The organism is Stenotrophomonas maltophilia (genome assembly GCF_001274595.1).
GTDB lineage: Bacteria > Pseudomonadota > Gammaproteobacteria > Xanthomonadales > Xanthomonadaceae > Stenotrophomonas > Stenotrophomonas forensis.
On the sequence record NZ_CP011010.1, the window covers coordinates 836,284 to 859,656 of the forward strand.

Genomic DNA, 23,373 nt, shown 5'->3' on the forward strand with positions numbered 1-23,373 from the left:
TCCACGCCATGCGTGGACGATCCTCAACCGGCCGCCAGCAACTGCGGCTGCAACGCGCTGAAGATCCGCGCCAGCCGCTCCGCCCATGCCTGCTGTCCGGCGGCATCGGCAATCAGGTCCTGGCGGATTTCCAGCTCCACGTGCACCAGGCCGCGGCCTTCGCCATGCACCGGCACTGCGTAGTCGCTGGTGCTGCTCACCGAGTACGGCTCGTTGTCGCCCACCACCAGGTCGCCTTCGTCGCGCAGCGCCTGCAGCAGTGCATGCGCAAATCGCGTGTCCTGGTGGTACAGCACGCCGGCCTGCCACGGCCGCTGCATGCCGTTCATCACCGGGGTGAAGCTGTGCATCATCACCAGCAGGGTGGGGCGGCCGGCATCTCGGCGCGCGTCCAGTTCGGCGTCGATGCGCGCGTGGTACGGCGCGTGGATCGCATCGATGCGCTGCTGCCGCTGCGCTGTCGACAGCCCGACATTGGCTGGCACCACGGTGTGGTCGCTCACTTCCGGAATCAGCGTGGGCGAGGCCAGCGGACGGTTGCAGTCGATCAGCAGCCGCGAATAGGTCTGTTCGATCGCCCAGGCATCGAGCCGTTCGGCCAATGCGCGGGTGGTGCCGGCAATGCCGATGTCCCAGCCGATGTGGCGGTCCAGTTCGGCCTGCGGCAAGCCCAGGCCGGCGAGGGCGCGCGGCACCTGCTGGCCAGCGTGGTCGGCCAGCAGCAGGAACGGCGAGGCGCCCTGCGGCTGGTGGATCGTGTAGAGCGCCGGGTCATCGGCGCCCAGCAACGCCGGCAGCGCGTGCAGATCGGCGTCAGCCACGCGCGCGCCCGTCCAGGTGGTGCTCGATCATCCACAGGCCGGCCCACAGCTTGGCATCCAGCTCGTAGCCTTCGCCCATCTTCTGCACCAGCCACGCCGCGGCCTGCGCGCGCGGAATCTCGTGCACGGTGATGTCCTCGCTGTCATCGCCGCCGCCTTCGCCGATCCGGCGCAGGCCGGTGGCGCGCACGAAGGCGATCTTCTCGCTGCTGGCACCGGAGGAGGTCGGGCCGATCATCAGCACTTCGGCGTGATCGGCGGTCCAGCCGGTTTCTTCTTCCAGCTCACGCACGGCCGAGACTTCGATCGACTCGCCGGCATGGATGTCGCCGACCAGGCCGGCTGGCATCTCGATGGTGGGTGCCTGCAGTGGCACGCGGAACTGTTCGACGAACAGCACCTTGTCCTCGGGGGTGACGGCGATGATGATCGCCGCCAGGCCACCGGCATGGGTACGTTCGCTGTATTCCCAGGTGCCGCGCACCAGCATGCGCTGGTACTTGCCTTCATAGACGACACGCGGGGCTTCGGTATTGCGCTGGCTCATGCGGGCTCGCTGTGGATGGGAAGAGGGTCGGCCACGCCGGCGGCATCGAACAGCCGGCGGCGGGTCATCGGGCCGAAGCGCAGGGTCTGGCACAGGCCACCGAGCAGCTCCGGGTCGGCCGCCTGGCGCAGCAGTCCGGGCTGGCTGCCTTCCAGCGGCGCATCCAGCGCGATGGTGGTCAGCTGGCGCCACAGCAGGGCGTGCTCGCGCTGCTCGCGCAGGCGCACCGCCATCTGCGCGGCGCCGCGCAGGCGCAGGAACGGCACTTCGTCCAGGCGTTCGTACAGCGCATCCATGCTGCCGAAGTGGGCCAGCAGCACGGCGGCGGACTTGCTGCCGACACCACTGACGCCGGGAATGTTGTCCACCGCATCGCCGCACAGCGCCAGGTAATCGGCGATCTGGTGCGCATGCACGCCATGCCGCGCCTTGACGCCGGCCACGTCCCAGCGCTGGTTGCGCGCGTAGTCCCACTGCTCGTCGTGATCGAGCAGCAGCTGCGACAGGTCCTTGTCGGCGGAAATGATCACGCCACGATGGCTGTGCCGGTGCTGGTGCAGGGCACTGCCGATCAGGTCATCGGCCTCGTAGTCATGATGGGCCAGCACCACCAGGCCCAGCGCGGCGCACAGTGCCTTGCAGTGCACGAACTGGCGCTTGAGTGCTTCCGGCGCCGGGTCGCGGTTGGCCTTGTAGGCCGCGTACAGGCGGTGGCGGAAGCCGCTGTCGAGCGCTTCGTCGAAGGCGATGGCGATGTGCCGCGGGCGCTCGCGCTCAAGCAGGTCCAGCAGGAAGCGGGCGAAGCCGTGCACGGCGTTGGTCGGCCAGCCCTGTGCATCCTGGAACTGGTCCGGCAACGAATGCCAGGCGCGGAACACATAGATGCTGGCATCAACCAGGTACAGCGAGGGCGCCGGTGCCGGCAGGGTCATGCCGGCGGCGTCCAGTCGCGCAGCAGCGCCGCAGGGTCGGGGCGCTCGCGCTCGGGAACCTCGGCCTTCGGCGTACCGATGTGGATGAAACCTGCGATGCTTTCGCCCGCGGCCAGGCCCAGGTGGGCCTGCACGACGGGGTCGAATGCCATCCAAGCGGTCAGCCACTGGGCGCCGAAGCCCAGCGCCTGTGCCGCCTGCAGCAGGGCGAAGCAGACGCAGCCGGCGGTCATCAGCTGCTCCTGCTCGGGCACCTTCGGGTCCGGGCGCGGGCTGGCCACCACCACGATCACCAGCGGCGCGTGGCTGAAGCGCTGGCGGTCCTTCTCGAATACCGCCTCGCCGGCATGCGGGTCGCGCTGGCGGCTGAGTTCGACCAGGAAGTCGCCCAGAGTGTGACGTGCATCGCCGGCGATCTTCAGGAAGCGGAACGGCACGCGCTTGCCGTGGTCGGGCACGCGCACCGCCGAAGCCAGCATCCGCTGCAGGGTGGCCGGGTCCGGTCCGGGCTCGCCGAGCTGCCGCGAGGGCACTGAGCGGCGGGCATCCAGGGCAAGCAGGGCGGCGGGGTCGGGCATGGAGTCTGAACCGGTCATCACGGGTGTTTGATTATAGTCGGGGTGGTCAACGACGCCGTTTGTGTCGCGTCCGGCCTTTGAATATCAAACTGTGATGAACGTCATGCCACTGGCGGGAAACGGACGGCCGCTTCCCCTCGCCTCGCAGGCCTTGCACGGCTTACGATATCTATCTTGCCGGGCCGCCGGTCATGAGGTTTGAAGTGAGGACTGTTTCACTGTCCGTGACGGGCTGGCCGGCCTACCATCGACGTACCGGTGCATGGGGTGTGCCGGCCGTCGCGATGTCCATGCTGTCTGTCGTACCAGAGAAGGTGGGGAGCCTTCCCGAATGATGAGCGTGCCCACACCGATGGGATCGCCGGGGCGTGACCCGGCCCAGCTCCAGCGTGCCCGGGACATGGTCCTGCCGGCGCTGTGCCAGGCCTTCGGGGCCGCACTGGCACGGTTCGACGATGCCCTGTTCGACCGGGCCGGCAATGCCGGTTCGTCGCAGCTGCTGTTCCTGGATGCGATGCGTGAACTGCGCCGCCGCCGCGAGGATATCGCGGCCGCCTTTGCCGGCCATCTGCAGCGGGCCTGGGAGGCGCTGGCCAGCGGTGAACCGCTGTCGGCCGAAACGACCCTGTCCGGCCCGGCCGAGGACGGCCTGAGTCTGTTGGCGGAACATGTGCTGGAATCGCGGCTGGCAGTGCGCAACTTCGCCACCGTGCTGCTGCGTGACTTCAAACCGGTGCTGGCGCGGCTCGACCGCCGCCTGGGCCGGCTGATCGGTGGCAGTGAACTGGATGCCGATCACAACCCGATCAGTCCCGAGCATCTGGGTGTCGCCATCCACGAAGCTTTTGCCGGCTGTGAACTGGCCCCGGAAGTGCACCTGGTGCTGATCAAGCTGTGCGAGCGCGACCTGCGCGCACCGGTCGGCCGCATCTACGAGAAGCTTGACGAACAACTGGCTGCGGCCGGCGTGATGTCGCAGATGGGGGCGCCACGGCGTCCGCCGTCGGCCGCGCCCGACCCGCGCATGGCCTCGGCCCTGGACGACCTGGTGGAACAGCGCCAGGGCGCGGGCTTCGATGCCGACTTCAGTGAAGATGAGCAGGCCGCGCCGGCCTGGGCACAGCGCTTTGCCGCGCGCTGGTCCGAGCGGCGTGGCCACATGCAGCAGCACCTGCCGGGCGAAGACAGCGGTACTGGCGAGGCCTACGCCGGCCAGCAGGGCATGCTGCTGGAAGCGCTGCACGAACTGCTGCAGCAGACCCGCCACGTGCGCGAGGATGCAACGTCGGCCGCGCAGGTGGCGATCGGCCAGCAGCGCCCGCTCAGCCAGCGCGAGATGATGTCGGTGTTGTCGCTCCTGCAGGCCACCCCCAGTGCGACGCTGCGTGCAGCGATCGGCGAGGATGGTGAATCGCTGGCGCAGCGGTTGAAGAGTGAAGTGCTGTCCAGCGCCACCCGCCTCGGCGTCGACCCCGGCCAGACCCGGCTGGACCCGCAGGACGAAGATGCGATCGACCTGGTCGGCATGCTGTTCGACGTGATGCTGGACGAGCGCGAACTGGAAGGCCGCTCGCGCGAGCTGATCGGCCGCCTGGTGGTGCCGTTCGTCAAGGTCGCGATGCTCGACCGCCGCATGTTCGTGCAGAAGACCCACCCGGCCCGCAAGCTGCTCAATTCGCTGGCCGAGGCCTGCGAAGGCAACACCGGCGAGAGCCAGGCCGAGCGCATGCTGATGGCAAAGGTCGAGGAAATCATTGAGCGCCTGGTGGCCGAGTTCAACGAGAACCTGGCGATCTTCCTGACCCTGGAAGAAGAATTCCGCGAGTTCCTGGTGCAGCATCGCCGCCGTGTGGAAATCGCCGAGCGCCGTGCTGCCGAGACCCAGCGCGGCCAGGAAAAGCTGGAAATGGCCCGTACCCGTGCCGGCGCCGAGCTGGATCGCCGTATCGGTGACGCCACTTTGCCGCCGGCCATCGCCGAGTTCCTGCGCCAGCCGTGGCAGCACCACCTGACCCTGGCGCTGCTGCGCGAAGGCGAGGAGGGCGCGTCGGTGGCCGAGGCCCTGGGCCTGGGCGACGGCCTGCTGGAGGAAGTGGCCGAGGCCCGCCGCCAGATCGTCGGCAAGCCGTGGCTGCAGGCCTGGCAGCCGGCGCTGGCCAAGGTGTTCGCCAGTGTCGGCGTACATGGTGACGCGGCCACCGGCGCCATCGACGCCCTGCATGACACCCTGCAGGGCATTGCCGAGTCCCGTCCGGAGCTGCAGCGCGCGCTGCCGGAGCTGCCGCAGGTCGCACTGCCGGCACCGCCGGTGGCCGAGTCGCCGGCAGTGGAACTGGGGGGGCAGATCGATGCCGATGACTTCGACAATGCCGACGCCGATCGCTTCCGTCGCATGGAAATCGGCAACTGGCTGGACTTCGTCGACAAGGATGGCAAGGTCCAGGCCGGCAAGCTGTCCTGGGTCAGTCCGATCTCTTCGCGCCTGCTGTTCGTGAACCGCCGCGGTGTGCGCTTCTGCGTGGCCTCGCCGGAAGAGCTGGCGGTGATGGTGCGGCTGGGCCGCCTGCGTGCCCACGTTGATGATGGCGCCTTCGACAGCGCGATGCAGGGTGTGATCGATCGATTGGACCCGGGCAGCGCCACCCTGCATTGAGCAGGGCCGCCTGCTAGGATCGGGAAAACTCACCGATCAGCGGGGACCTGCATGGCCGTGGCGTTGCTGGGGATCAAGGAGACCGTGCCGGGCGAACGGCGCGTGGCGCTGACGCCGGAGACCGCGCGCAAGCTCGGTGCCCTGGGCATCACCGTCTGGTACGAAAGCGGTGCCGGCCTCGCGGCGGGTTTCACCGATGCCGCCTATGACGATGCCGGTGCCCGTGCGTTCGATGCGCAGCGCTGGGGCGAGATCGACATCCTGCTGTGCGTGCAGGCACCGCCTGCGGGGGTGCTGGAAAAGCTCAAGCCGGGTGCCAGCGTGGTCGGGTTGCTGACCCCGGCCAGCGATCCAGCCCTGGCTGCACTCGCTGCCGAGGATCGTCTGCACCTGTTCCCGCTGCAGCAGCTGCCGCGCACCACCCGTGCGCAGGCGATGGACGTGCTCAGTTCACAGGCCGGCATGGCCGGTTACAAGGCCGCGCTGATCGCCGCCGAGCGCGCGCCGCGCTTCTTCCCGATGCTGACCACCGCCGCCGGTACCGTGCGGCCGGCCAAGGTGCTGGTGATCGGTGCCGGCGTGGCCGGGTTGCAGGCGATTGCCACCGCGCGCCGGCTCGGCGCGCAGGTGGAGGGCTTCGACGTGCGCCCGGAAACCCGCGAGCAGATCCAGTCGCTGGGTGCGCGCTTCCTCGACCTGGGCGTGAGCGCGGCGGGTGAGGGCGGCTATGCGCGCGCGCTCACCGATGAGGAGCGCGCCGAACAGCAGCGCCGCCTGGCCGACCATCTGCGCGGCGTCGACGTGGTGATCTGCACGGCGGCAGTGCCGGGGCGCCCGGCACCGACGATCGTGACCGCCGCGATGGTGGACGGCATGGCCACCGGCAGCGTGATCGTGGACCTGGCGGCGGAGAGCGGCGGCAACTGCGCGCTGACCCAGCCGGGCCAGTGCATCGAGCATCAAGGGGTGACCATCGATGGCCCGCTGGGCCTGGCCAGTCGTGGTGCGACCCAGGCCAGCGAAATGTATGCGCGCAACCTGCTCAACTTCGTCGCGCTGTTCGTGCGCGAGGGCCAGCTCGGCTTCGATTGGGAAGACGAACTGCTGGCGAAGACGCGCTGGCAGTCGTGAATGACGTGGGGTCAGATCCCTTTGCCGCTGGCAAAGGGATCTGGCCCCCGCTATCCCGAAGGTTTACCGCGGCTTCGCCGGCGGCGGATTGTCGCGCACCCAGTCCTTGCGCTGCTCCGGCGTCATCTGCGACCAGCGCTCACGCAGGGCTTCGCGCTGCGCAGGTGGCATGTCGCGCATCTGCCCGAACAGGGCACGCGCCTGCTCGCGCTGTTCCGGGCTCATGTGCTCGAAGCGGCGCAGGCCGCGACGGGCCTTGTCGCGCTCCTCCGGGCTCATCGACTGCCAGCGCTGGCCGTGAGAGAGCATGCGCTGGCGCTGGCCGGCATCGGCGCCGTTCCAGCGGTCGCGCAGCGGTGCCAGCAGGGATTCGCGCTGGGCTTCACTCAGCTGTTCCCACGCTGGCAGGGGCGTGGCCGGCAGGGGGCGCGCGGCAGGCGTGTGCGCGGCGCTCTGCGCCAGCGCCGGGACGGCCGGCAGCAGCGACAGGGTCAGCAACAGCGGCAGGATGTTCAATCGGGGCATGGTTTCACTCCATCGCCAGGTCGGTGTCGCCCAGCCACAGGTACAGATCGGGATTTTCGTCGTACAGCGCGCTGTTGTCTTCCACCGAGGCCAGCACCGGAGCCGGCGCGGGGCCCGTCACGGGGCCGTGGCCGCTGAACTGCAGGCCGATACCCAGTGCCACCACCAGCGAACAGGCACTGGCCAGCCACCAGCGCCAGCGCCCGCGATGGGCCGCCGTGGCGCCGTGGCGGGCCAGGCGCAACCGGGCCAGCGTGGCCGGCGACAGCGCCTGCAGCGACTGCGCGTGCAGGCTGCGCAGGGTGTCATCGGAGGGCAGGGAGCGGTTCACGGGTGGGTCTCCAGGTAGTCCTGCAGCGCCTTCCGGGCGCGTGCCAGATGGGTTTTTACCGCGCCTTCGCTGCAGCCCATGGCGCGGGCGGTGGTGGCCCCGTCCAGGTCCTGCAGCACGCGCAGCGTGAAGGCCTCGCGCTGGCGCGCAGGCAGCGTGCGCAGTGCCTGCACCAGCTGCTGGTACTGCTGGCGCTGCTCATGCGCCTGCGCCGGGTCCGGGCCGGGGTCGGCCCAGTCGATGTCGCCCCCGTCGGCGTCCTGGTTGTCGCGCCAGAACGGCAGGCGGAAGCGGCGCCGGCGCTGCAGGTCGATCACGCGCCGGCGCAGGATGCTCCAGAACAGCGGCGCCCATTCGGTGGCCGGTTTGTCGGCATAGTCCAGCATGCGCATCAGCGCGTCCTGCACCGCGTCCATGGCGTCTTCGCGCTGGCGCAGGCCGGCCTCGGCGAAGCGGAACGCACGCGGGCCGACGCTGGCCAGGAACGCTTCCAGCGACGCCGGCACGGCATCGGTCTCGGCGCTCGGGGGGACGGGGCTGCTCACCAGCACAGGGTACGGTTCCTCGCTCGGGGTCACCATCGACAACGCGTGAGCGTGGCTTCGGTTGACGCGGGGTACGCGCCGGGTTCAGCCCGTGGTTATGATGGGCCGACGAAGACAGAGCGGGAGCGTTGCCAGTGAGTGACGGGTTCGTAGCGCTGTACATCTTCATGCTGGCCGCCATTGCCGGCCACGTGATCATTTCGCGGGTGCCGGTGATCCTGCACACCCCGCTGATGTCGGGTTCCAACTTCATCCACGGCATCGTGCTGATCGGTGCGATGGTGGTGCTGGGGCATGCGCAGACGCCGCTGGAAAAAGCGCTGGGCTTCCTCGCCGTGGTGCTTGGCGCCGGCAACGCCGCCGGCGGCTACGTGGTCACCGCGCGCATGCTGGAAATGTTCAAGCCGAGCGCGCCCAAGGGCGGCAAGGATCAGCCGAAGGAGCCGCAGGCTTGAACATCAGCACCGTCGAACTGCTCGACTGGCTGGTCAAGGCCAGCTACCTCGTCGCCGCTACGCTGTTCCTGCTGGGCCTGCAGCGCATGGCCTCGCCGCTGACCGCGCGCAGCGGCATCCGCTGGGCCGGGCTGGGCATGCTGCTGGCCACGGCGGCGACCTTCTTCCTGCCCGAACTGCACAACGTGCCGTTGATCCTGGTGGCGCTGCTGCTCGGCGCGGGGCTGGCCTGGTGGTCGGCCGGCAAGGTCGCCATCACCGACATGCCGCAGATGGTGGCGCTGTACAACGGCATGGGTGGCGGTTCGGCGGCGGCGATCGGCGCAGTGGAACTGCTGCGCTATGCCTTCCTGGCCCACCGTGACACCACGCACTGGAGCGAGCAGGCACTGGCCGATCTGGCCGCGCGCCAACCGTCGGGCACGGTGTTGCTGCTGGCGGTGGTCGGCGCGGCGATCGGCGCGGTGTCGCTGTCCGGCTCGGTGATCGCCTGGGCCAAGCTGGATGGCCGCCTCGACAAGCGGGTGACCTGGCCGGGCCAGCAGGTGATGAACCTGGTGGTGGCGCTGGCGGTGGTGGTCCTGGCGATCATCGCCGCCAGCACGCTCAGCACCTGGGCGATCGTCGCCTTCTTCGTGCTGGCGCTGGCGTTGGGCGTGTTGATGACGCTGCCGATCGGTGGCGCTGACATGCCGGTGGTGATCTCTCTGTACAACGCGTTCACTGGCCTGGCGGTGTCGTTCGAAGGCTATGTGCTGGGCAACGAGGCGCTGATCATCGCCGGCATGATGGTCGGTGCGGCGGGCATCCTGCTGACCCGGCTGATGGCCAAGGCAATGAACCGGCCGATCCGCAATGTGCTGTTCTCCAACTTCGGCGGTGGTGCCGGCGGTGAAGCACAGGCGATCTCCGGTTCGCAGAAGCCGATTGAAGCGGCCGACGTGGCGGCGATGATGGCCTTCGCCGAGCGCGTGGTGATCGTGCCCGGTTATGGCATGGCGGTCGCGCAGGCCCAGCACAAGATCTGGGAACTGGCGCAGCGGCTGGGCCAGCGCGGGGTGAAGGTGAAGTTCGCCATCCACCCGGTGGCCGGGCGCATGCCCGGGCACATGAACGTGCTGCTGGCCGAAGCGGGCGTGCCCTACGACCTGATCGCTGACATGGACGACATCAATCCCGAATTCGCCAACACCGACGTGGTGCTGGTGATCGGTGCCAACGACGTGGTCAATCCGGTCGCGCGTACCGACCCGGCCAGCCCGATCTACGGCATGCCGGTGCTGGACGTGGTCAACGCGCGCAACGTGGTGGTGATCAAGCGCGGCAAGGGCACCGGCTTTGCCGGCATCGAGAATGCGCTGTTCTACGCCGACAACACCCGCATGCTGTACGGCGATGGTGCTGAAGCGGCGGCCTCACTGGTAAGTGAACTGAAGGCGCTCGACGGCGGGCATTGAAGGCCGGGGTCGGATCCGCCGAGGGCCGGTAGGTGCGGACCTTGGTCCGCACGTTTCTGCCGGCCAGCGGCCGGCACTACCCCCATCCACGCATGGCGGCTGCACTTGGAAGGTGCGGACCTTGGTCCGCACGCCTCTGCCGGCCAGCGGCCGGCACTACCGCATCCCACAGGGGGCGTGGATCTGCGCACTCAGCGCGCCAGCCAGGCGCCGACGATCACGGCCACGGCCAGCCATAGCCATTCCATCGCGCCATTGGCCAGGGTGATCAGGGTCCAGGCCAGGTGCGGGCCCATGCGCAGGCTGGCGTCCCACAAACCCAGCCCGATCGAGCCGCCCATCCACGCACTGGCGATGGTCCAGTTGGCCACGGCGGCGACCAGCAGCGTGCCCAGCACGACCAGCGCGATGCGCAGGCGGCCCGGCCCCAGCGTGCCCATGCGCAGCATGAACACCAGTTCCAGTGCGGTCAGTACCGCCATCCAGCCGACCTGCCGACCGGTCATCAGCGCCAGCACCATCCAGGCAAGGGGAGCAACAACCAGACCCAGCAACAGCATGAAGGGCCAGAGCCAGGTCACGGTCCTGGCACGCGCGGCATTGGAGGACATCGAAGCTCCCAGAAGGTCGCCCACAGGATACTGTGGTTTGCCGCAGTGCACCGGCGGTGGCAGGGCGGCTGGGCTAGAATGCCGTCTTGCGTGGCCTCGGCCGCGGCCCCATATCGGTCCCCATGTATTCCCGTAGCAGCGAACCTGTCCACTTCGAACGCGATTGCGAGGCCGTGATGGTCCCGCAGGGCGATACCGTGACCCTGCCCGCCGGCAGCTATGGGTACATCACCCAGGCGTTGGGCGGCAGTTACTCGGTGTTCGTCGAGGGCAACCTGTTCCGCATCGCCGGCAAGGACGGCGACGCCATCGGCAAGGAGGCCCCGGCACCGCTGGAGCTGCCCGCCGATGCCACCGATGAACAGGTGGAACAGCTGGTGTGGCAGCAGCTTCGCACCTGCTTCGACCCGGAAATTCCGGTGAACATCGTCGAACTGGGCCTGGTCTACGAGGTCGAGATCAAGCATCTGGACGAAGGCCAGCGCGAGATCGACGTGAAGATGACCCTGACCGCACCGGCCTGCGGCATGGGTGACATCCTGGTCGATGATGTGCGCAGCAAGCTTGAAATGATCCCGACGGTGGCCGAGGCCGACGTCGAGCTGGTATTCGACCCGCCGTGGAACCAGCACATGATGTCCGAAGCGGCGCGGCTCGAGACCGGCATGCTTTGACCCACGGCCCGCAGCGACGCGGGCCCGGCACTACCCGCAACCAGAACAGGAAATCTCCGGTGTCCCAGTCCATTCCCAGCTTCGCCGTCACCCGTTCGGACCACCCGCGCAGCGCTGAAGAGCGCGCCCAGATCCTGGAGAAGCCGGGCTTCGGCCTGCACTTCACCGATCACATGGTGGAAGTGCGCTGGGACAAGGATGCCGGCTGGCACAACGCCAACGTGCGCGCCTACGGCCCGCTGCAGCTGGATCCGGCTGCGGCCGTGCTGCACTACGGCCAGGAAATCTTCGAAGGCATCAAGGCCTACCGCCACGCCGACGGTTCGATCTGGACCTTCCGCCCGGATGCCAACGGCCGTCGCCTGCAGCGTTCGGCGCAGCGCCTGGCGCTGCCGGAACTGCCGGTGGAGATCTTCGTTGAATCGCTGAAGCAGCTGATCGCGGTGGACAGCGCCTGGGTGCCGTCGGCCGACGAGTCCAGCCTGTACTTCCGTCCGTTCATGATCGGCGACGAAGCCTTCCTCGGCGTGCGCGGCGCGCACAAGGCCGGCTACTACGTCATCGCCAGCCCGGCCGGCCCGTACTTCGCCAAGGGCGTCGCCCCGGTGTCGATCTGGCTGTCGACCGAGTATGCCCGTGCGGCCAAGGGTGGCACCGGTGCCGCCAAGTGCGGTGGCAACTACGCCGCCTCGCTGCTGCCGCAGCAGAAGGCACAGGCCCAGGGCTGCTCGCAGGTGCTGTTCCTCGACCCGGTCGAGGGCAAGTACCTGGAAGAACTGGGCGGCATGAACGTGTTCCTGGTCTACAAGGACGGCACGCTGGTTACCCCGGAACTGTCCGGCAGCATCCTCGAGGGCATCACCCGCGAGAGCATCCTGCAGCTGGCGCGCGACCGCGGCATGAAGGTCGAAGAGCGCAAGGTCAGCATTGACGAGTGGAAGGACGGCGTGGCCTCCGGTGCGATCAGCGAAGTGTTCGCCTGCGGCACGGCGGCGGTGGTTACCCCGATCGGCCAGCTGAAGGGCGAGGGCTTCTCGGTGGGCGACATCAACGCCCCGGCCGGCGAAGTGACCATGTCGCTGCGCAAGGAGCTGACCGATATCCAGTACGGCCGTCTGCCGGACCGCCACAACTGGCTGGTCAAGCTGGGTTGATCGCTCGCACCGAACGATAGCGTCGAGCCAGGCTCGACCGCGTTCCCGGAAAGCCCGTCCCCGTGACGGGCTTTCTGCGTTATGGGGCCGCCGGATCGCTGCCCGGGAGTGATTGACGCAAATAGGTTTGCAATGCAAACTTAATTCAAACGCCCCCGCTGGAGCATGTCATGCAGCAGCCGTCCGTCATCGACCCTTCCTCGCGCCTGCAGGCGCTGACCCGTGAATACTCGCGGTACTCGCGAAGCGCCGGCGGCCTGTCGGCGATGGCCGGTGGCGTTGCCTGCCTGGCCTCTTTCCTGGCCGGCGCCCTGTTGCCGACCACCCTGGCGCTGCGCATCGTGCTGATCGCCATGCCCATGCTTTGGATCGTCGGCAAGCAGTGGCTTGCGCGCCGCTACTATCAGCGGCTGGGCCAGGTCGAGGAGCAGGTCACGCCGGTCGAGCGCAATTTCCAGCGATTCTTCATCGCCTTCACCGCGCTGGTAAGCGTGCTGGTGGTCGGCAGCGTGCTGACCCGGCTGGCCCCGATGGGGGAGCGGCCCTGGGACCTGCGCGCACTCGGTTACCTCGGGGTGGTGGCGATGCTGCCCTGGGTCGTGTGGCGTTGGCTGCGTACTCCCCTGGAGTTCATCGTGGGCGTGTTCCTGATGTGCCAGGCCGCGCTGGCCTTCACCGGGCAGACCTATGGGTTCGGGCCGAGCACCGCCGTGTTCCCGCTGGCGTCCATCGCGCTGATCGTCGTCGGCTGGCGTGATCACCAGCGCTTCCTCCGCCTGCAGGCCGAGATGCGCATGTTCATGGCGGGGCGGGCACACCCCGAATGAGCAGATTGCCTGATGCCCGCACGCTGCCGCAGCTTGATCGCCTGATCCACGAACCGGCACGCCTGCTGATCCTGTCGATCCTGGCCGGCGCCGAATCGGCCGAGTTCGGTTTCGTCGAACATCTCAGTGGCCTGAGCAAAGGCAACCTGTCCAGCCATCTGAGCAAGTTGGAGGCGGCCGGGCTGGTTGCCATCGACAAGACGTTCCGGGGCAAGCGTCCCCTGACCACCCTGCAGCTGACTCCGGTTGGGCGACAGGCCCTTACCGAATACCGCACGCAGCTGGCGGCGATCGTCGCCGGTATTCCCGTTCCAGATCGCAAGGAGCCCTGACATGACATTGCTTCCACGCCTGATTGCAGTTCTGGTTCTCGCCCTTCCAGCCCTCGGTGGCAGGGCCGCGACGAGCGATCCGCGCCAGCAGGGGGCGGCGTTGACCACGCAGTTCTACGAGGGACACATCGACGCCCTGTGGGAGCGGATGACGCCGCAGATGCAGGCGGCGCTGCAGTCCAGGCAGAACCTGGTGGCACTGCGCGAGCAGGTGATCTCCGGCTGGGGGGCGGAAACGGAAGTGGTCAGCGAGAAGGTCGGCAGTGCAGATGGAAACGACACCTATCTGCGCCAGGTTCGTTTCGAGAAGCGCCCGGGCATCGTCCAGGTGCTGTGGGCACTCGACGCCGAGGGGCGGATCAGCGGCTTCTACATCCGCCCCGAACAGTCCTCGCCCCCACAGGCCGCGGCCAGCCGGTTCCTTGACTACACCACCCGCACGCGCCTGCAACTGCCGTTCGACGACGAGTTCTTCGTGTTCTGGGGTGGGCGCAGCATCGAGCAGAACTACCATGCGGCCCACGCCGGCCAGCGCTTCGCGCTGGACCTGCTGATGGTCCGCGAGGGCCGATCGCACCGGGGCGACGGGCTGCGCAATGAAGACTACTTCTGCTTCGGTCGCCCGATCCTCGCGCCTGCCGATGGCACCGTGGTAGAGGTGGTCGACAGTGTTGCCGACAACGTGCCCGGCCAGATGAATGCGGCGCAGCTCACCGGCAACCGGGTCATCCTCGACCACGGCAATGACGAGTACTCGGTGCTGGCGCACCTGCGGCAGGGCAGCGTGCGCGTCGCACAGGGGCAGGTGGTCCGCAGCGGTGCGCATCTGGCTGACTGTGGCAACAGCGGCAATTCCTCCGAGCCGCACCTGCACTACCAGCTGCAGGCAGGGCCTGCATTCGGCGTCGGCGCGGCGCTGCCGGCGCAGTTCTCCGATTACCTGGCCGATGGCCAGCCCGTCGCGCGCGGTGAGCCGGTCAAGGGGCAGCAGATCCGTCCCGCCGGTGTTGCGCAGGCACAGTAGCGCTGTTCCTGAAGCACATGCGTGATGGCCGTTCCGATGCCGGGCGGCCGTCGTCGTTGGTGAGCGGACGCCGATGTCGGCAAAGTCATGCGTGGACATGACATCCCCCAGTCAGGGCTGTGCAGGGCGCGCGAAAGTTCCTTCACCTTCACAAACCCTCGACCCGGAAAGTCTCAGATCAGACATTTCATCTTGCTGAAAAGACGCTGAAAATCTTGTGGTGTCCGGTTTTGGTCATTAGCGTCATCTGCACGGCGGATCAAAAGGGGGATCCGCTGACTCGCCGGACTTCGAACCTCGCCAACGCAAGCCAGCCCATGGTTCGGGCCGGTGCTTCTGCCGATTCCGGCATTCACACCACTAGAAAGGGAAATACGATGTCCCAGGTAACGCAACCGCGTGTGCGTCGAGTGTGGGTGGTCCTTGGTGCGTCCGTTCTGTCATCGCTGCTGCTGGCCACGCCTGCGCTGGCCGGTGATGTCCAGCTCAGCGGGCTGCAGTCCGCGCCGACGCACCAGCGCTTCATCGTGAAGTACCGTGACGGCAGTGCGCCGGTGGCCAATACCACCGCACTGGCTTCCTCGCTGAAGACGGCCGCCGCCGGCCTGGCCAGCAGCCAGGGCCGCGCGCTGGGCCTGCAGGAAGTCCGCAAGCTGGCCGTCGGCCCGACCCTGGTCAGGACCGATCGTCCGCTCGACCAGGCCGAATCCGAGCTGCTGATGCGCAAGCTGGCCGCCGATCCGAACGTGGAATACGTCGAAGTCGACCAGATCATGCGTGCCACGCTGACGCCCAATGACACCCGTTTCAGCGAGCAGTGGGGCTTTGGCACCTCCAATGCGTCGATCAACGTGCGCCCGGCCTGGGACAAGTCGACCGGCACCGGCGTGGTGGTGGCGGTCATCGACACCGGCATCACCAACCATCCGGACCTCAATGCCAACATCCTGCCGGGCTACGATTTCATCAGCGATGCGGCGATGGCGCGTGATGGCGGTGGCCGCGACAGCAATCCGAACGACGAAGGCGACTGGTACGGTGCCAACGAGTGCGGCCCGGGCATTCCAGCCTCCAACTCCAGCTGGCACGGCACCCACGTCGCCGGCACGGTGGCGGCGGTGACCAACAACAGCACCGGCGTGGCCGGCACCGCGTTCAACGCCAAGGTCGTGCCGGTCCGCGTGCTCGGCAAGTGCGGTGGCTACACCTCGGATATCGCCGATGCGATCGTCTGGGCCTCCGGTGGCACCGTCAGCGGCGTGCCGGCCAACGCCAATCCGGCCGAGGTCATCAACCTCTCGCTGGGCGGCGGCGGCAGCTGCTCGTCCACCTACCAGAACGCGATCAACGGTGCGGTCGGCCGTGGCACCACGGTGGTGGTCGCCGCTGGCAACAGCAACACCAACGTGTCCTCGTCGGTGCCGGCCAACTGTGCGAACGTGATCGCGGTGGCCGCGACCACCTCGGCCGGTGCGCGTGCCAGCTTCTCCAACTATGGTGCCGGCATCGACATCTCCGGCCCGGGCCAGAGCATCCTGTCCACCCTCAACACCGGCACCACCACGCCGGGCAGCGCCACCTACGCGTCCTACAACGGCACCTCGATGGCGGCGCCGCACGTGGCCGGCGTAGTTGCACTGATGCAGTCGGTGGCGCCGAGCGCGCTGAGTCCGGCACAGGTCGAGAGCATCATCAAGAGCACCGCACGTCCGTTGCCGGGTGCATGCTCGGGTGGTTGCGGTGCCGGCATCGTCGACGCCGATGCCGCCGTTGCTGCGGCCATCAACGGTGGTGGGCCGAACCCGGGTGGCAACGTGCTGCAGAACAACGTGCCGGTGACCGGCCTGGGCGCCGCGACCGGTGCCGAGCTGAACTACACCGTCGCGGTTCCGGCCGGCAGCACCCAGCTGCGCGTGGCGATCAGTGGTGGCAGCGGTGATGCTGACCTCTACGTGCGCCAGGGCAGTGCCCCGACCGATACCACCTACACCTGTCGCCCGTACCTGAGTGGCAACAGCGAAACCTGCACCATCAACAGCCCCGCTGCCGGCACCTGGTATGTGCGGGTCAAGGCGTACAGCACCTTCTCGGGCCTGACCCTCAACGCCCAGTACTAAGCCCAAGTCCCTCTCCATGGGCACGCCCCGGCTCCGGCCGGGGCGTTCTTGTCCGGGTGGGTGCCGACCTTGGTCGGCACGGCCTTCGGCTTGGGATGCCTGTGCCGCGCTGGCGCGCGGTTGCCGAGCATGGCTCGGCACTACAAGGGCAGCGCTTTGGTGGGTGCCGACCTTGGTCGGCACGCCGTTCCTCAGACCGACTCGAAGCGGTTCGCCGCCACGTTCTTGCGCACGTGCTGCGGATCAAAGATCCGACCGTTCATCGCGATGTACACGCCGGTCGGCAGCGACTGCACCGCACCGATCGCGCACCCGATGTTGAACTCCGCATCCGAGCCGCGGAAACGGGCCGGGCTCAGCGCGCCGGTCATCACGATGGTCTTGTCCGGGATCGTCGCCAGCACCTTGCCGGTCTGCACCATCGAATCGGTACCGTGGGTCACCAGCACGTGGCGGGTTGGCTGCGCGGCGATGGTGGCGCGGATCAGCTCGCGGTCCTCATCATTGATGTGCAGCGAGTCCTTGCGCAGGATCGGAATCACGTTGAAGCGGAAGGTCACGCCCAGCTCACGCAGGATCATGCCGATCTGCGGATCTCCGATCTGGTAGTCCGACTTGTCGTCGAAGTAGATCTTGTCGATCGTGCCGCCGGTGGTGACGACCAGGAGCTCTTCCATCATGTGCATGCGCGAAACCAGGACAGGTACAGCGGCGCGGGGCCAGGAACACAGATGATACGGCCCGGCGGCCGCAGCGTCAGCGTCGCTTGCCGAAGCGGGCGCGCAGCCCCGGCAGGCTGGCGCTGAAGATCACCAGCAGGGCCAGTGCGATCTCGATCAGCGCCAGCCAGCGTGTTTCCGGGTGGCTCCAGGCACTCATCACGCCGTGGCTGAACCAGCCCAGGGCCAGAACCGAGGCCCAGAAGCCGGCCTTGCGCCAGCCCAGCCGCAGGGCGACGGCCAGCGCCAGCGGCGGCGCGGTGAACACCAGCTGGGTGGCCAGCCAGTGCTTGTCATTGATGAACCAGCCTGCGAACAGCGCGGCCAGCCCCATCAGGGCCAGCAGCAGGACCGTGCGCGGCGCGGCGCTCATCGGCCCAACCGCTGCGCGATGTCGGCCACCCGGCGGCCCAGCGCGCGGGCCAGCACGGCCTCGTCGTCGGTCGGTTGCGGGTCGTCGGCAGCACCGGCCACATGGCTTGCACCATACGGCGTGCCGCCACTGGTGGTATGGCTCAGCGCCGGCTCGGTGAACGGGATGCCGACGATCAGGCAGCCGTGGTGCAGCAGCGGGACCTGCATCGACAGCAGGGTCGACTCCTGGCCGCCATGCATCGAGGCGGTGGAAGTGAACACGCCGGCCGGCTTGCCCGACAGCGTGCCATTGACCCATTCGGCGCCCAGGCCATCGAGGAAGTGCTTCACCGGCGCGGCCATGTTGCCGAATCGGGTCGGGCTGCCGAGCAGCAGGCCCTGGCACTCGACCAGATCCTGCACGCTCACGTAGGGGGCGCCATCGTCGGGTACCGGCGGCTGCGCGGTCTGGGTTACCGCGGCCACCGGCGGTACCGTGCGCAGGCGCGCGGTCATCCCCGGCACCTCGCCGATGCCCCGCGCGATCTGGCGCGCCAGCCGTGCCACCGAACCGCCCCGGCTGTAGTACAGCACCAGAATCTCGCCCATCGTGCCCGCTTCTCCTCGTCGTCTGGCCACCAGTATGGCTATCCTGCGAGCATTCCGCATCGGGTACCCTTTCGCCGATGGAACCTTTGGATACGCTCAACCTGTGGATGGAGCGCGCGCGGGATCGCGCACGGGCCATCAGTTTCGGCCGCTTCCTGTGGCATCGCTTCCTCGACGACCGCCTGTTCCAGGCAGCGGCGGCGCTGGCGTACACCACGGTGTTCGCGCTGGTGCCGCTGGCGATCGTGGTGTTCGGCGTGCTCTCGGCCTTCCCTGTCTTCGACCGCTGGAGCGATCAGCTCAGCGATTACGTCTTCTCCAACTTCGTACCCAATGCCGCGCGTGCGGCCGAGGGCTACCTGCGCCAGTTCTCGGCCAGTGCCGGCCAGCTGACCGCGGCCGGTTTCATCGCGCTGGTGGTGTCGCTGCTGATCACCCTCAACAGCGTTGAAGAAACCTTCAACCAGATCTGGCGGGTCGGCTCGACCCGGCCCAAGCTGACCCGCTTCCTGGTCTACTGGACCGTGCTGACCCTGGGCGCGATGCTCGCCGCCGCTTCGCTGGCGGTATCGGCGCGGGTGTTCGCGATGCCGCTGTTCGGTACCCAGGAGGGCCGCTGGCTGGCCGAACTGGCACTGCGGCTGGCGCCGATCCTGATCGAGTTCGTGTGCATCACGCTGATGTTCCGGGTGGTGCCGCACCACACCGTGAAATGGCGGCACGCGGTGCCCGGCGCGATCCTGGCCGCGGTGATCCTGGAACTGGTGAAGTGGGGCATCGGCGCCTACCTGGGCAGCTTCCAGTCCTACCAGAAGCTGTATGGCACGGTCGCCTTCGTGCCGATCCTGCTGCTGTGGATCTACCTGTGCTGGGTGGCCGTGCTGCTGGGCGCGTCGTTGTCCTCGTCGATGGCCGCCTTCCGCTACCAGCCGGTGGAGCTGCGGCTGCCGCAGGGTTACGAGTTCTACGGCCTGCTGCGCCTGCTCGGCCGCTTCCACCATGCACGCTTGAAGGGCAGGGGCCTGGCCGATGATGAAATCCTGCGGCTGGAGCCGATGCTGACGGACTCCCTGCTGCATGACCTGGCCTGCAACCTGCAGGAGATCGGCCTGCTGCGCCGCGACGAGCAAGGCGAGTGGCTGCTGTCGCGCGACCTGGACCAGGTCAGCCTGGCCGATCTGTACGAATGCACCCAGCTGCGCATCCCGGTAGCCGAGCAGCACCTGCCGTACCGCGACGACAGCCTGGGCCGGGCCGCCCTGGCGGCACTGGACGACCTGCGACTGCCCCTGCGCGAACGCCTCAAGCGCAAGGTCAGCGATATCTATACTGATTCTGGAGACACGCCATGACCCGCAAGACCCCGTTGCTGCTGCTCCCACTGGCCCTGGCGCTGGCCCTTGCCGCCTGCAAGCCGGCGCAGGAACCGGCCCCGGCCAGCAGCCAGCCGCCGGCGCAGGCACCGACACCGAGCACGCCTGCACCGGTCGAGGAGACCCCGGCCGAACGCACCACCGCCGAGTTCCCGGCGCTGAAGATGAAGGCGGTGGATGGCAGCGAGTACGACCTGGCCGCGCATCGTGGCAAGTGGGTGGTGGTGAATTTCTGGGCGACCTGGTGCGCGCCGTGCCGCAAGGAGATGCCGGAGCTGTCGGCGCTGCATGCGATGCGCAGCAACATCGAGGTGGTCGGTCTGGCCTATGAGGACATCGAGGCGCCCGAGATGCAGGCGTTCCTGACCAAGCATCCGGTGACCTACCCGATCGTGATCGTGGATCCGTTCGATCCGCCGGCCGATTTCGCCACCCCGCGTGGGCTGCCGCTGACGCATCTGCTGGATCCGCAGGGCAAGCTGGCGCACAGCTTCCTTGGCCCGGTGACCGCCGCCGACATCGAAAAGCAGATCGCCGCTTCCAAGTAGCGGGTGGGCCGGCAGGGCCCGCAGCCCTGCACCCGCTGGATCAACGTCAACGTCAACGTCAAAAGCGCGCATTCCGTGGGATGGCGGGGTGGGTCCGGTTGCGGGAGACGCCGTAAACCCATCCATGGGGGCTTGGCCGCGGCATCCATGCCGCGGACACTCCCGCAACCGGACCCACCCCGCCTTCGACAGATCTCGGCGATCTGCCCGCTCTTCTGTAGAGCCGAGCCATGCTCGGCTCAGATCTCACAGATATCGAAATATTCGATTTTGATTGGGATTCATCCACACACAGAGTGGATCCATCAGATCGCAGAAATCTGTCAGAGGTGGGGCGGTGTCGGAGTGCGGGGTGTCCGCGGCATGGATGCCGCGGCCAAGCCCCCAGGGATGGGTTCACGGCGTCCCCGCACTCCGGCACCGCCCCGCCATCCCACGTAATGCCTGCTTCTGCTGTTGCTTCGGCCGTTGCTTGAAGGCTTCTGCAGGTGCAGGGCGCAGCCCTGCCGAACAAACCCTATTCCTCGACCGGGAAATCCTCGATCGGCTTCAGCACATCGTAGTGCTCGCGATGCAGCTTGCCCTTCAGCTTCGGCAGTTCCGGCAACGGCGCATCCACCCGCGTGTCCGGCAACCGGTCCAGCAGGTTGCGCACCAGGGTCAGCCGGCCCAGCCGCTGGTCGTTGAAATCCACCAGCGTCCACGGCGCGCCTTCGCGATGGGTGGCGCGCAGCATCGCCTCGCGCGCTTCGGTGTAGGCGCTGTACTTGCTGCGTGACTTCAGGTCGACCGGCGACAGCTTCCAGCCCTTCAGTGGATCGATGTGGCGCTCGGCAAAGCGCTTTTCCTGCTGCTCCTGGTCCACGCACAGCCAGTACTTGAACAACAGGATGCCGTCGTCCACCAGCAGCTGTTCAAACACCGGCGCCTGGCGCAGGAACTGCTGGTACTCGGTCTCGCTGCAGTACCCCATCACCCGCTCGACGCCGGCGCGGTTGTACCAGCTGCGGTCCATCAGCACGATCTCGCCGGCGGCGGGAAGGTGCGATGCATAGCGTTGGAAATACCACTGCGTGGCCTCACGGTCGGTGGGCTTGGGCAAGGCCACCACCCGGCACTGGCGGGGGTTGAGATGCTGGCTGATGGCCTGGATCGCGCCACCCTTGCCCGCCGTATCCCTGCCTTCGAACAGCACCAGCAGGCGTTGGCCACTGTGCTGCACCCAGCGCGCCATCGCGGTCAGTTCCAGCTGCAGCGGCAGCAGCAGTTCGTCGTACTCCTTGCGCTTGAGCTTTGCCATCGTCACACCACGCGGGAAGGAAGCCCGAGCGTAGCGCAGGTGGTGCTCAGGTTCTGTCGACGCCGCGCCAGCCGTGCTCACCGGCCAGCCTCTGCAGCAGCGCTGACAGGTCGCGGGCGAAGCCGGCCATGTCGAACAGGCCGCTGTGTTCGCGTGCCTGCGCCAGCTCGGCGCGCAGCGCGGCCAGCGCCGCCGGGTCGTTGCCCAACGCACTGGCGGTGGCGATGAACGCTGCATCATCGGCGACGTTCATCCGGGCCAGGCCGAGGTGATGGTTGAGGCTGCCGGCCACCCGCGCGGCGAAGGTGTCGCCGGGGCAGGTCAGCACCGGGCAGCCGGCCCAGAGCGCATCGGAGGCGGTGGTGTGGGCGTTGTACGGATGCGTGTCGAGGAACAGATCGGCCAGCTGATAGCGGGCCAGGTACTGCGGATGCGGCAACTTGGCCATGAACACCAGGCGTGCCGGGTCCAGGCCCGCGTTCTGCGCAGCCGCCCGCAGCCGTGCATCGGCCTGGCCCGGGCCGCACAGCAGCCACAGCACGCTGCCAGGCACCGCCTGCAGTACGGCGAAGGCGCGGCCCATGCTGCGCGGGTTGAGCTTGTAGCTGTTGTTGAAGCAGCAGAACACCACGCCGCGTTCGGGCAGGCCGCACTCGGCACGCGTCGGTGCGGACTCCAGCACACGGGTGTTGTCCGAAGGCTGGAAGGCGCGGGGCAGGCGCAGCACGCGTTCGCTGTAGTGCGGTTGCAGTGATGGCGGAAGGGTGAAGTCATCACCGATCACTGCATCCATCCACGGCGCTCCGGACGTGCCTGGATAGGCCAGCCAGTTCAGCTGCAGCGGGGCAGGGCGCATGGCCAGCACCTCCGGCGTGCCGCCACCACCCCAGCCGCGCAGGTCGAACAACAGGTCGATGCCCTGCCCGCGGATGCGGGTGGCCGTGTCGGCATGACGCAGGCCGGCCACGTCGTGCAGTTGCGTCGCCACCTGCAGTCGTTGGCGGATACGGCTGCCATCGTCGCGGTTCAGCGCGAACAGATGCAGCTGCAGCGCAGGGTCGTCGCGCAGCTGCTCGAACAGGGCCACGGTCAGCAGCCCGGTGGGATGGGCGCCGAATCCGTTGGAGAGGAAACCAACCCGCAGCGGGCCCTGGGTACGCACCGTTACCGGTGGCAGCGGTCGCACCGAAGCGGCTACGGCGGATGCACGCGCGCGCGCACAGGCCAGCTGCTCGGCGGCGGAAGCGTCTTCGCTGAGGAAGGCGAACGGTTCGACCACGCCTTGTCCGGAGGCAAGTGCACTGCGCACCTGCGCGGCCATTGCGTCCACGTCCTGCCAGTCACACAGGCGACGCTGCCAGGCCAGGCGTTGTGCGGCGATGTACGGCTCGGACGGCATCAGTGCGTGCGCGCGTCGATACGCCGCCGCCGCGCCTTCGGCATCATCGGCATCTTCCAGCGCGTGGCCCAGCCACAGCGCGATGCCCGGGTGCTGCGGTGCCAGAGCGGCAGCCTGGCCAAGCAGCGTCGCGGCGTCGGCATGCGCGCCGGCCATCCATGCCACGCGACCCAGGCGCGCCAGCGCTTCGGGATGGTTCGGGCGCAGCTGCAGCGCGCGTCGTGCGGCCTGCTCGCCGGCGGCGATGTCGCCGGCTTCCAGTTCCAGGTCGGCCAGCATCACCCAGGCGACGAAATCGCTGGGCTGGCGCGCGATCGCCTGTTGCAGGTGCTGCCGCTGCTGCCAGGCGGACATGCG

At 68.1% G+C, this 23,373-nt stretch carries 25 protein-coding genes; 12 read left to right on the forward strand and 13 right to left on the reverse strand.

Annotated elements, in window-relative coordinates; genetic code table 11:
• Positions 1-23: 23 nt before the first annotated feature.
• The 4 genes from VN11_RS03705 to VN11_RS03720 are packed head-to-tail and all read right to left on the reverse strand — an operon-like array spanning position 24 to position 2,878.
• Positions 24-821 (reverse strand): N-formylglutamate amidohydrolase, encoded by a 798-nt coding sequence (locus VN11_RS03705; RefSeq protein ID WP_053448861.1) that lies wholly within the window; start codon positions 819-821, stop codon positions 24-26.
• Positions 814-1,368 (reverse strand): NUDIX hydrolase, encoded by a 555-nt coding sequence (locus tag VN11_RS03710; RefSeq protein WP_049457965.1) that lies wholly within the window; start codon positions 1,366-1,368, stop codon positions 814-816. The genes VN11_RS03705 and VN11_RS03710 overlap by 8 nt, the downstream gene beginning before the upstream one ends.
• On the reverse strand, positions 1,365-2,300 hold the full coding sequence (locus tag VN11_RS03715) for a 5'-3' exonuclease (protein WP_049457964.1): 936 nt from the start codon (positions 2,298-2,300) through the stop codon (positions 1,365-1,367). Before VN11_RS03715 ends, VN11_RS03710 begins: the two co-directional genes overlap by 4 nt.
• Positions 2,297-2,878, reverse strand: coding sequence for a nitroreductase family protein (locus VN11_RS03720; RefSeq protein ID WP_053451246.1), 582 nt, complete (start codon positions 2,876-2,878; stop codon positions 2,297-2,299). The genes VN11_RS03715 and VN11_RS03720 overlap by 4 nt, the downstream gene beginning before the upstream one ends.
• 331 nt (positions 2,879-3,209) lie before the next feature.
• On the opposite strand from VN11_RS03720, the gene VN11_RS03725 reads away from it, so the two are divergent.
• Together VN11_RS03725 and VN11_RS03730 are read left to right on the forward strand one after the other, a co-directional pair.
• A complete protein-coding gene (locus VN11_RS03725) occupies positions 3,210-5,531 on the forward strand; it encodes a DUF1631 domain-containing protein (protein WP_053448862.1) in 2,322 nt (773 codons plus the stop codon).
• A 51-nt stretch (positions 5,532-5,582) separates the two neighbouring features.
• The gene (locus VN11_RS03730; RefSeq protein ID WP_053448863.1) at positions 5,583-6,662 is read left to right on the forward strand and encodes an NAD(P) transhydrogenase subunit alpha; all 1,080 of its coding nucleotides are present in this window, start codon (positions 5,583-5,585) and stop codon (positions 6,660-6,662) included.
• Positions 6,663-6,725: 63 nt separating this feature from the next.
• Here VN11_RS03730 and VN11_RS03735 read toward each other — a convergent pair whose 3' ends face one another.
• Genes VN11_RS03735 through VN11_RS03745 form a run of 3 tightly spaced genes read right to left on the reverse strand, consistent with a single transcriptional unit; the run spans position 6,726 to position 8,099 of the window.
• Positions 6,726-7,187 carry a DUF3106 domain-containing protein gene (locus tag VN11_RS03735; protein WP_053448864.1) on the reverse strand — a complete coding sequence of 154 codons (462 nt, stop codon included), beginning with the start codon at positions 7,185-7,187 and terminating at the stop codon, positions 6,726-6,728.
• 4 nt (positions 7,188-7,191) lie between these two features.
• A complete protein-coding gene (locus VN11_RS03740; RefSeq protein WP_049457541.1) occupies positions 7,192-7,518 on the reverse strand; it encodes a hypothetical protein in 327 nt (108 codons plus the stop codon).
• Complete coding sequence (locus VN11_RS03745; protein WP_053448865.1) at positions 7,515-8,099, reverse strand: RNA polymerase sigma factor; 585 nt, start codon at positions 8,097-8,099, stop codon at positions 7,515-7,517. Before VN11_RS03745 ends, VN11_RS03740 begins: the two co-directional genes overlap by 4 nt.
• Positions 8,100-8,197: 98 nt before the next feature.
• On the opposite strand from VN11_RS03745, the gene VN11_RS03750 reads away from it, so the two are divergent.
• On the forward strand, positions 8,198-8,518 hold the full coding sequence (locus tag VN11_RS03750) for an NAD(P) transhydrogenase subunit alpha (protein WP_049457539.1): 321 nt from the start codon (positions 8,198-8,200) through the stop codon (positions 8,516-8,518).
• The gene (locus VN11_RS03755) at positions 8,515-9,975 is read left to right on the forward strand and encodes an NAD(P)(+) transhydrogenase (Re/Si-specific) subunit beta (RefSeq protein ID WP_049457538.1); all 1,461 of its coding nucleotides are present in this window, start codon (positions 8,515-8,517) and stop codon (positions 9,973-9,975) included. Before VN11_RS03750 ends, VN11_RS03755 begins: the two co-directional genes overlap by 4 nt.
• 191 nt (positions 9,976-10,166) lie before the next feature.
• On the opposite strand, the gene VN11_RS03760 is transcribed toward VN11_RS03755, so the two are convergent.
• Positions 10,167-10,586: a hypothetical protein gene (locus VN11_RS03760; RefSeq protein WP_049457537.1), complete on the reverse strand. Its 420-nt coding sequence runs from the start codon at positions 10,584-10,586 to the stop codon at positions 10,167-10,169.
• 122 nt (positions 10,587-10,708) lie between these two features.
• Here VN11_RS03760 and sufT point away from each other — a divergent pair, with 122 nt between their 5' ends.
• The 6 genes from sufT to VN11_RS03790 all read left to right on the forward strand — a co-directional run bounded on the left by sufT (position 10,709) and on the right by VN11_RS03790 (position 16,714).
• Positions 10,709-11,260, forward strand: coding sequence for a putative Fe-S cluster assembly protein SufT (sufT, locus tag VN11_RS03765; RefSeq protein WP_004144911.1), 552 nt, complete (start codon positions 10,709-10,711; stop codon positions 11,258-11,260).
• Positions 11,261-11,319: 59 nt separating this feature from the next.
• Positions 11,320-12,414, forward strand: coding sequence for a branched-chain amino acid aminotransferase (locus VN11_RS03770; protein WP_004154341.1), 1,095 nt, complete (start codon positions 11,320-11,322; stop codon positions 12,412-12,414).
• Positions 12,415-12,584: 170 nt separating this feature from the next.
• Entirely contained in the window at positions 12,585-13,241 is a 657-nt protein-coding gene (locus VN11_RS03775; RefSeq protein WP_053448866.1) for a hypothetical protein, read from the forward strand.
• Entirely contained in the window at positions 13,238-13,573 is a 336-nt protein-coding gene (locus tag VN11_RS03780) for a transcriptional regulator (protein WP_053448867.1), read from the forward strand. Before VN11_RS03775 ends, VN11_RS03780 begins: the two co-directional genes overlap by 4 nt.
• Position 13,574: 1 nt before the next feature.
• A complete protein-coding gene (locus VN11_RS03785) occupies positions 13,575-14,597 on the forward strand; it encodes a M23 family metallopeptidase (protein WP_053448868.1) in 1,023 nt (340 codons plus the stop codon).
• A 377-nt stretch (positions 14,598-14,974) separates the two neighbouring features.
• Positions 14,975-16,714, forward strand: a complete 1,740-nt coding sequence (locus VN11_RS03790) for a S8 family peptidase (RefSeq protein ID WP_053448869.1) — start codon at positions 14,975-14,977, stop codon at positions 16,712-16,714.
• A 191-nt stretch (positions 16,715-16,905) separates the two neighbouring features.
• On the opposite strand, the gene VN11_RS03795 is transcribed toward VN11_RS03790, so the two are convergent.
• From VN11_RS03795 to wrbA, 3 genes are all read right to left on the reverse strand, one after another.
• Complete coding sequence (locus tag VN11_RS03795) at positions 16,906-17,391, reverse strand: asparaginase domain-containing protein (protein WP_040009892.1); 486 nt, start codon at positions 17,389-17,391, stop codon at positions 16,906-16,908.
• A gap of 79 nt (positions 17,392-17,470) precedes the next feature.
• Positions 17,471-17,806 carry a DUF2069 domain-containing protein gene (locus VN11_RS03800; protein WP_032130425.1) on the reverse strand — a complete coding sequence of 112 codons (336 nt, stop codon included), beginning with the start codon at positions 17,804-17,806 and terminating at the stop codon, positions 17,471-17,473.
• Positions 17,803-18,396 (reverse strand): NAD(P)H:quinone oxidoreductase, encoded by a 594-nt coding sequence (gene wrbA, locus VN11_RS03805; protein ID WP_053448870.1) that lies wholly within the window; start codon positions 18,394-18,396, stop codon positions 17,803-17,805. The genes VN11_RS03800 and wrbA overlap by 4 nt, the downstream gene beginning before the upstream one ends.
• A 77-nt stretch (positions 18,397-18,473) precedes the next feature.
• Here wrbA and VN11_RS03810 point away from each other — a divergent pair, with 77 nt between their 5' ends.
• Positions 18,474-19,748: a YihY family inner membrane protein gene (locus VN11_RS03810; protein WP_004154462.1), complete on the forward strand. Its 1,275-nt coding sequence runs from the start codon at positions 18,474-18,476 to the stop codon at positions 19,746-19,748.
• Complete coding sequence (locus VN11_RS03815; RefSeq protein ID WP_053448871.1) at positions 19,745-20,317, forward strand: TlpA family protein disulfide reductase; 573 nt, start codon at positions 19,745-19,747, stop codon at positions 20,315-20,317. Before VN11_RS03810 ends, VN11_RS03815 begins: the two co-directional genes overlap by 4 nt.
• Positions 20,318-20,834: 517 nt before the next feature.
• On the opposite strand, the gene ppk2 is transcribed toward VN11_RS03815, so the two are convergent.
• Together ppk2 and VN11_RS03825 are read right to left on the reverse strand one after the other, a co-directional pair.
• Positions 20,835-21,617, reverse strand: a complete 783-nt coding sequence (gene ppk2, locus VN11_RS03820) for a polyphosphate kinase 2 (protein ID WP_049455893.1) — start codon at positions 21,615-21,617, stop codon at positions 20,835-20,837.
• 46 nt (positions 21,618-21,663) lie between these two features.
• Positions 21,664-23,370 carry a tetratricopeptide repeat protein gene (locus tag VN11_RS03825; RefSeq protein ID WP_053448872.1) on the reverse strand — a complete coding sequence of 569 codons (1,707 nt, stop codon included), beginning with the start codon at positions 23,368-23,370 and terminating at the stop codon, positions 21,664-21,666.
• Between the last annotated feature and the right edge of the window lie 3 nt (positions 23,371-23,373).

Excerpts from the sequence above, each read along its gene's own strand:
- VN11_RS03710 (WP_049457965.1), bottom strand. The coding sequence starts at position 1,368 with ATGAGCCAGCGCAATACCGAAGCCCCGCGTGTCGTCTATGAAGGCAAG.
- VN11_RS03715 (WP_049457964.1), bottom strand. The coding sequence starts at position 2,300 with ATGACCCTGCCGGCACCGGCGCCCTCGCTGTACCTGGTTGATGCCAGC.
- VN11_RS03720 (WP_053451246.1), bottom strand. The coding sequence starts at position 2,878 with ATGCCCGACCCCGCCGCCCTGCTTGCCCTGGATGCCCGCCGCTCAGTG.
- VN11_RS03725 (WP_053448862.1), top strand. The coding sequence starts at position 3,210 with ATGATGAGCGTGCCCACACCGATGGGATCGCCGGGGCGTGACCCGGCC.
- VN11_RS03730 (WP_053448863.1), top strand. The coding sequence starts at position 5,583 with ATGGCCGTGGCGTTGCTGGGGATCAAGGAGACCGTGCCGGGCGAACGG.
- VN11_RS03735 (WP_053448864.1), bottom strand. The coding sequence starts at position 7,187 with ATGCCCCGATTGAACATCCTGCCGCTGTTGCTGACCCTGTCGCTGCTG.
- VN11_RS03745 (WP_053448865.1), bottom strand. The coding sequence starts at position 8,099 with ATGGTGACCCCGAGCGAGGAACCGTACCCTGTGCTGGTGAGCAGCCCC.
- VN11_RS03760 (WP_049457537.1), bottom strand. The coding sequence starts at position 10,586 with ATGTCCTCCAATGCCGCGCGTGCCAGGACCGTGACCTGGCTCTGGCCC.
- sufT (WP_004144911.1), top strand. The coding sequence starts at position 10,709 with ATGTATTCCCGTAGCAGCGAACCTGTCCACTTCGAACGCGATTGCGAG.
- VN11_RS03775 (WP_053448866.1), top strand. The coding sequence starts at position 12,585 with ATGCAGCAGCCGTCCGTCATCGACCCTTCCTCGCGCCTGCAGGCGCTG.
- VN11_RS03780 (WP_053448867.1), top strand. The coding sequence starts at position 13,238 with ATGAGCAGATTGCCTGATGCCCGCACGCTGCCGCAGCTTGATCGCCTG.
- VN11_RS03785 (WP_053448868.1), top strand. The coding sequence starts at position 13,575 with ATGACATTGCTTCCACGCCTGATTGCAGTTCTGGTTCTCGCCCTTCCA.
- VN11_RS03790 (WP_053448869.1), top strand. The coding sequence starts at position 14,975 with ATGTCCCAGGTAACGCAACCGCGTGTGCGTCGAGTGTGGGTGGTCCTT.
- VN11_RS03795 (WP_040009892.1), bottom strand. The coding sequence starts at position 17,391 with ATGGAAGAGCTCCTGGTCGTCACCACCGGCGGCACGATCGACAAGATC.
- VN11_RS03800 (WP_032130425.1), bottom strand. The coding sequence starts at position 17,806 with ATGAGCGCCGCGCCGCGCACGGTCCTGCTGCTGGCCCTGATGGGGCTG.
- wrbA (WP_053448870.1), bottom strand. The coding sequence starts at position 18,396 with ATGGGCGAGATTCTGGTGCTGTACTACAGCCGGGGCGGTTCGGTGGCA.
- VN11_RS03810 (WP_004154462.1), top strand. The coding sequence starts at position 18,474 with ATGGAACCTTTGGATACGCTCAACCTGTGGATGGAGCGCGCGCGGGAT.
- VN11_RS03815 (WP_053448871.1), top strand. The coding sequence starts at position 19,745 with ATGACCCGCAAGACCCCGTTGCTGCTGCTCCCACTGGCCCTGGCGCTG.
- ppk2 (WP_049455893.1), bottom strand. The coding sequence starts at position 21,617 with ATGGCAAAGCTCAAGCGCAAGGAGTACGACGAACTGCTGCTGCCGCTG.
- VN11_RS03825 (WP_053448872.1), bottom strand. The coding sequence starts at position 23,370 with ATGTCCGCCTGGCAGCAGCGGCAGCACCTGCAACAGGCGATCGCGCGC.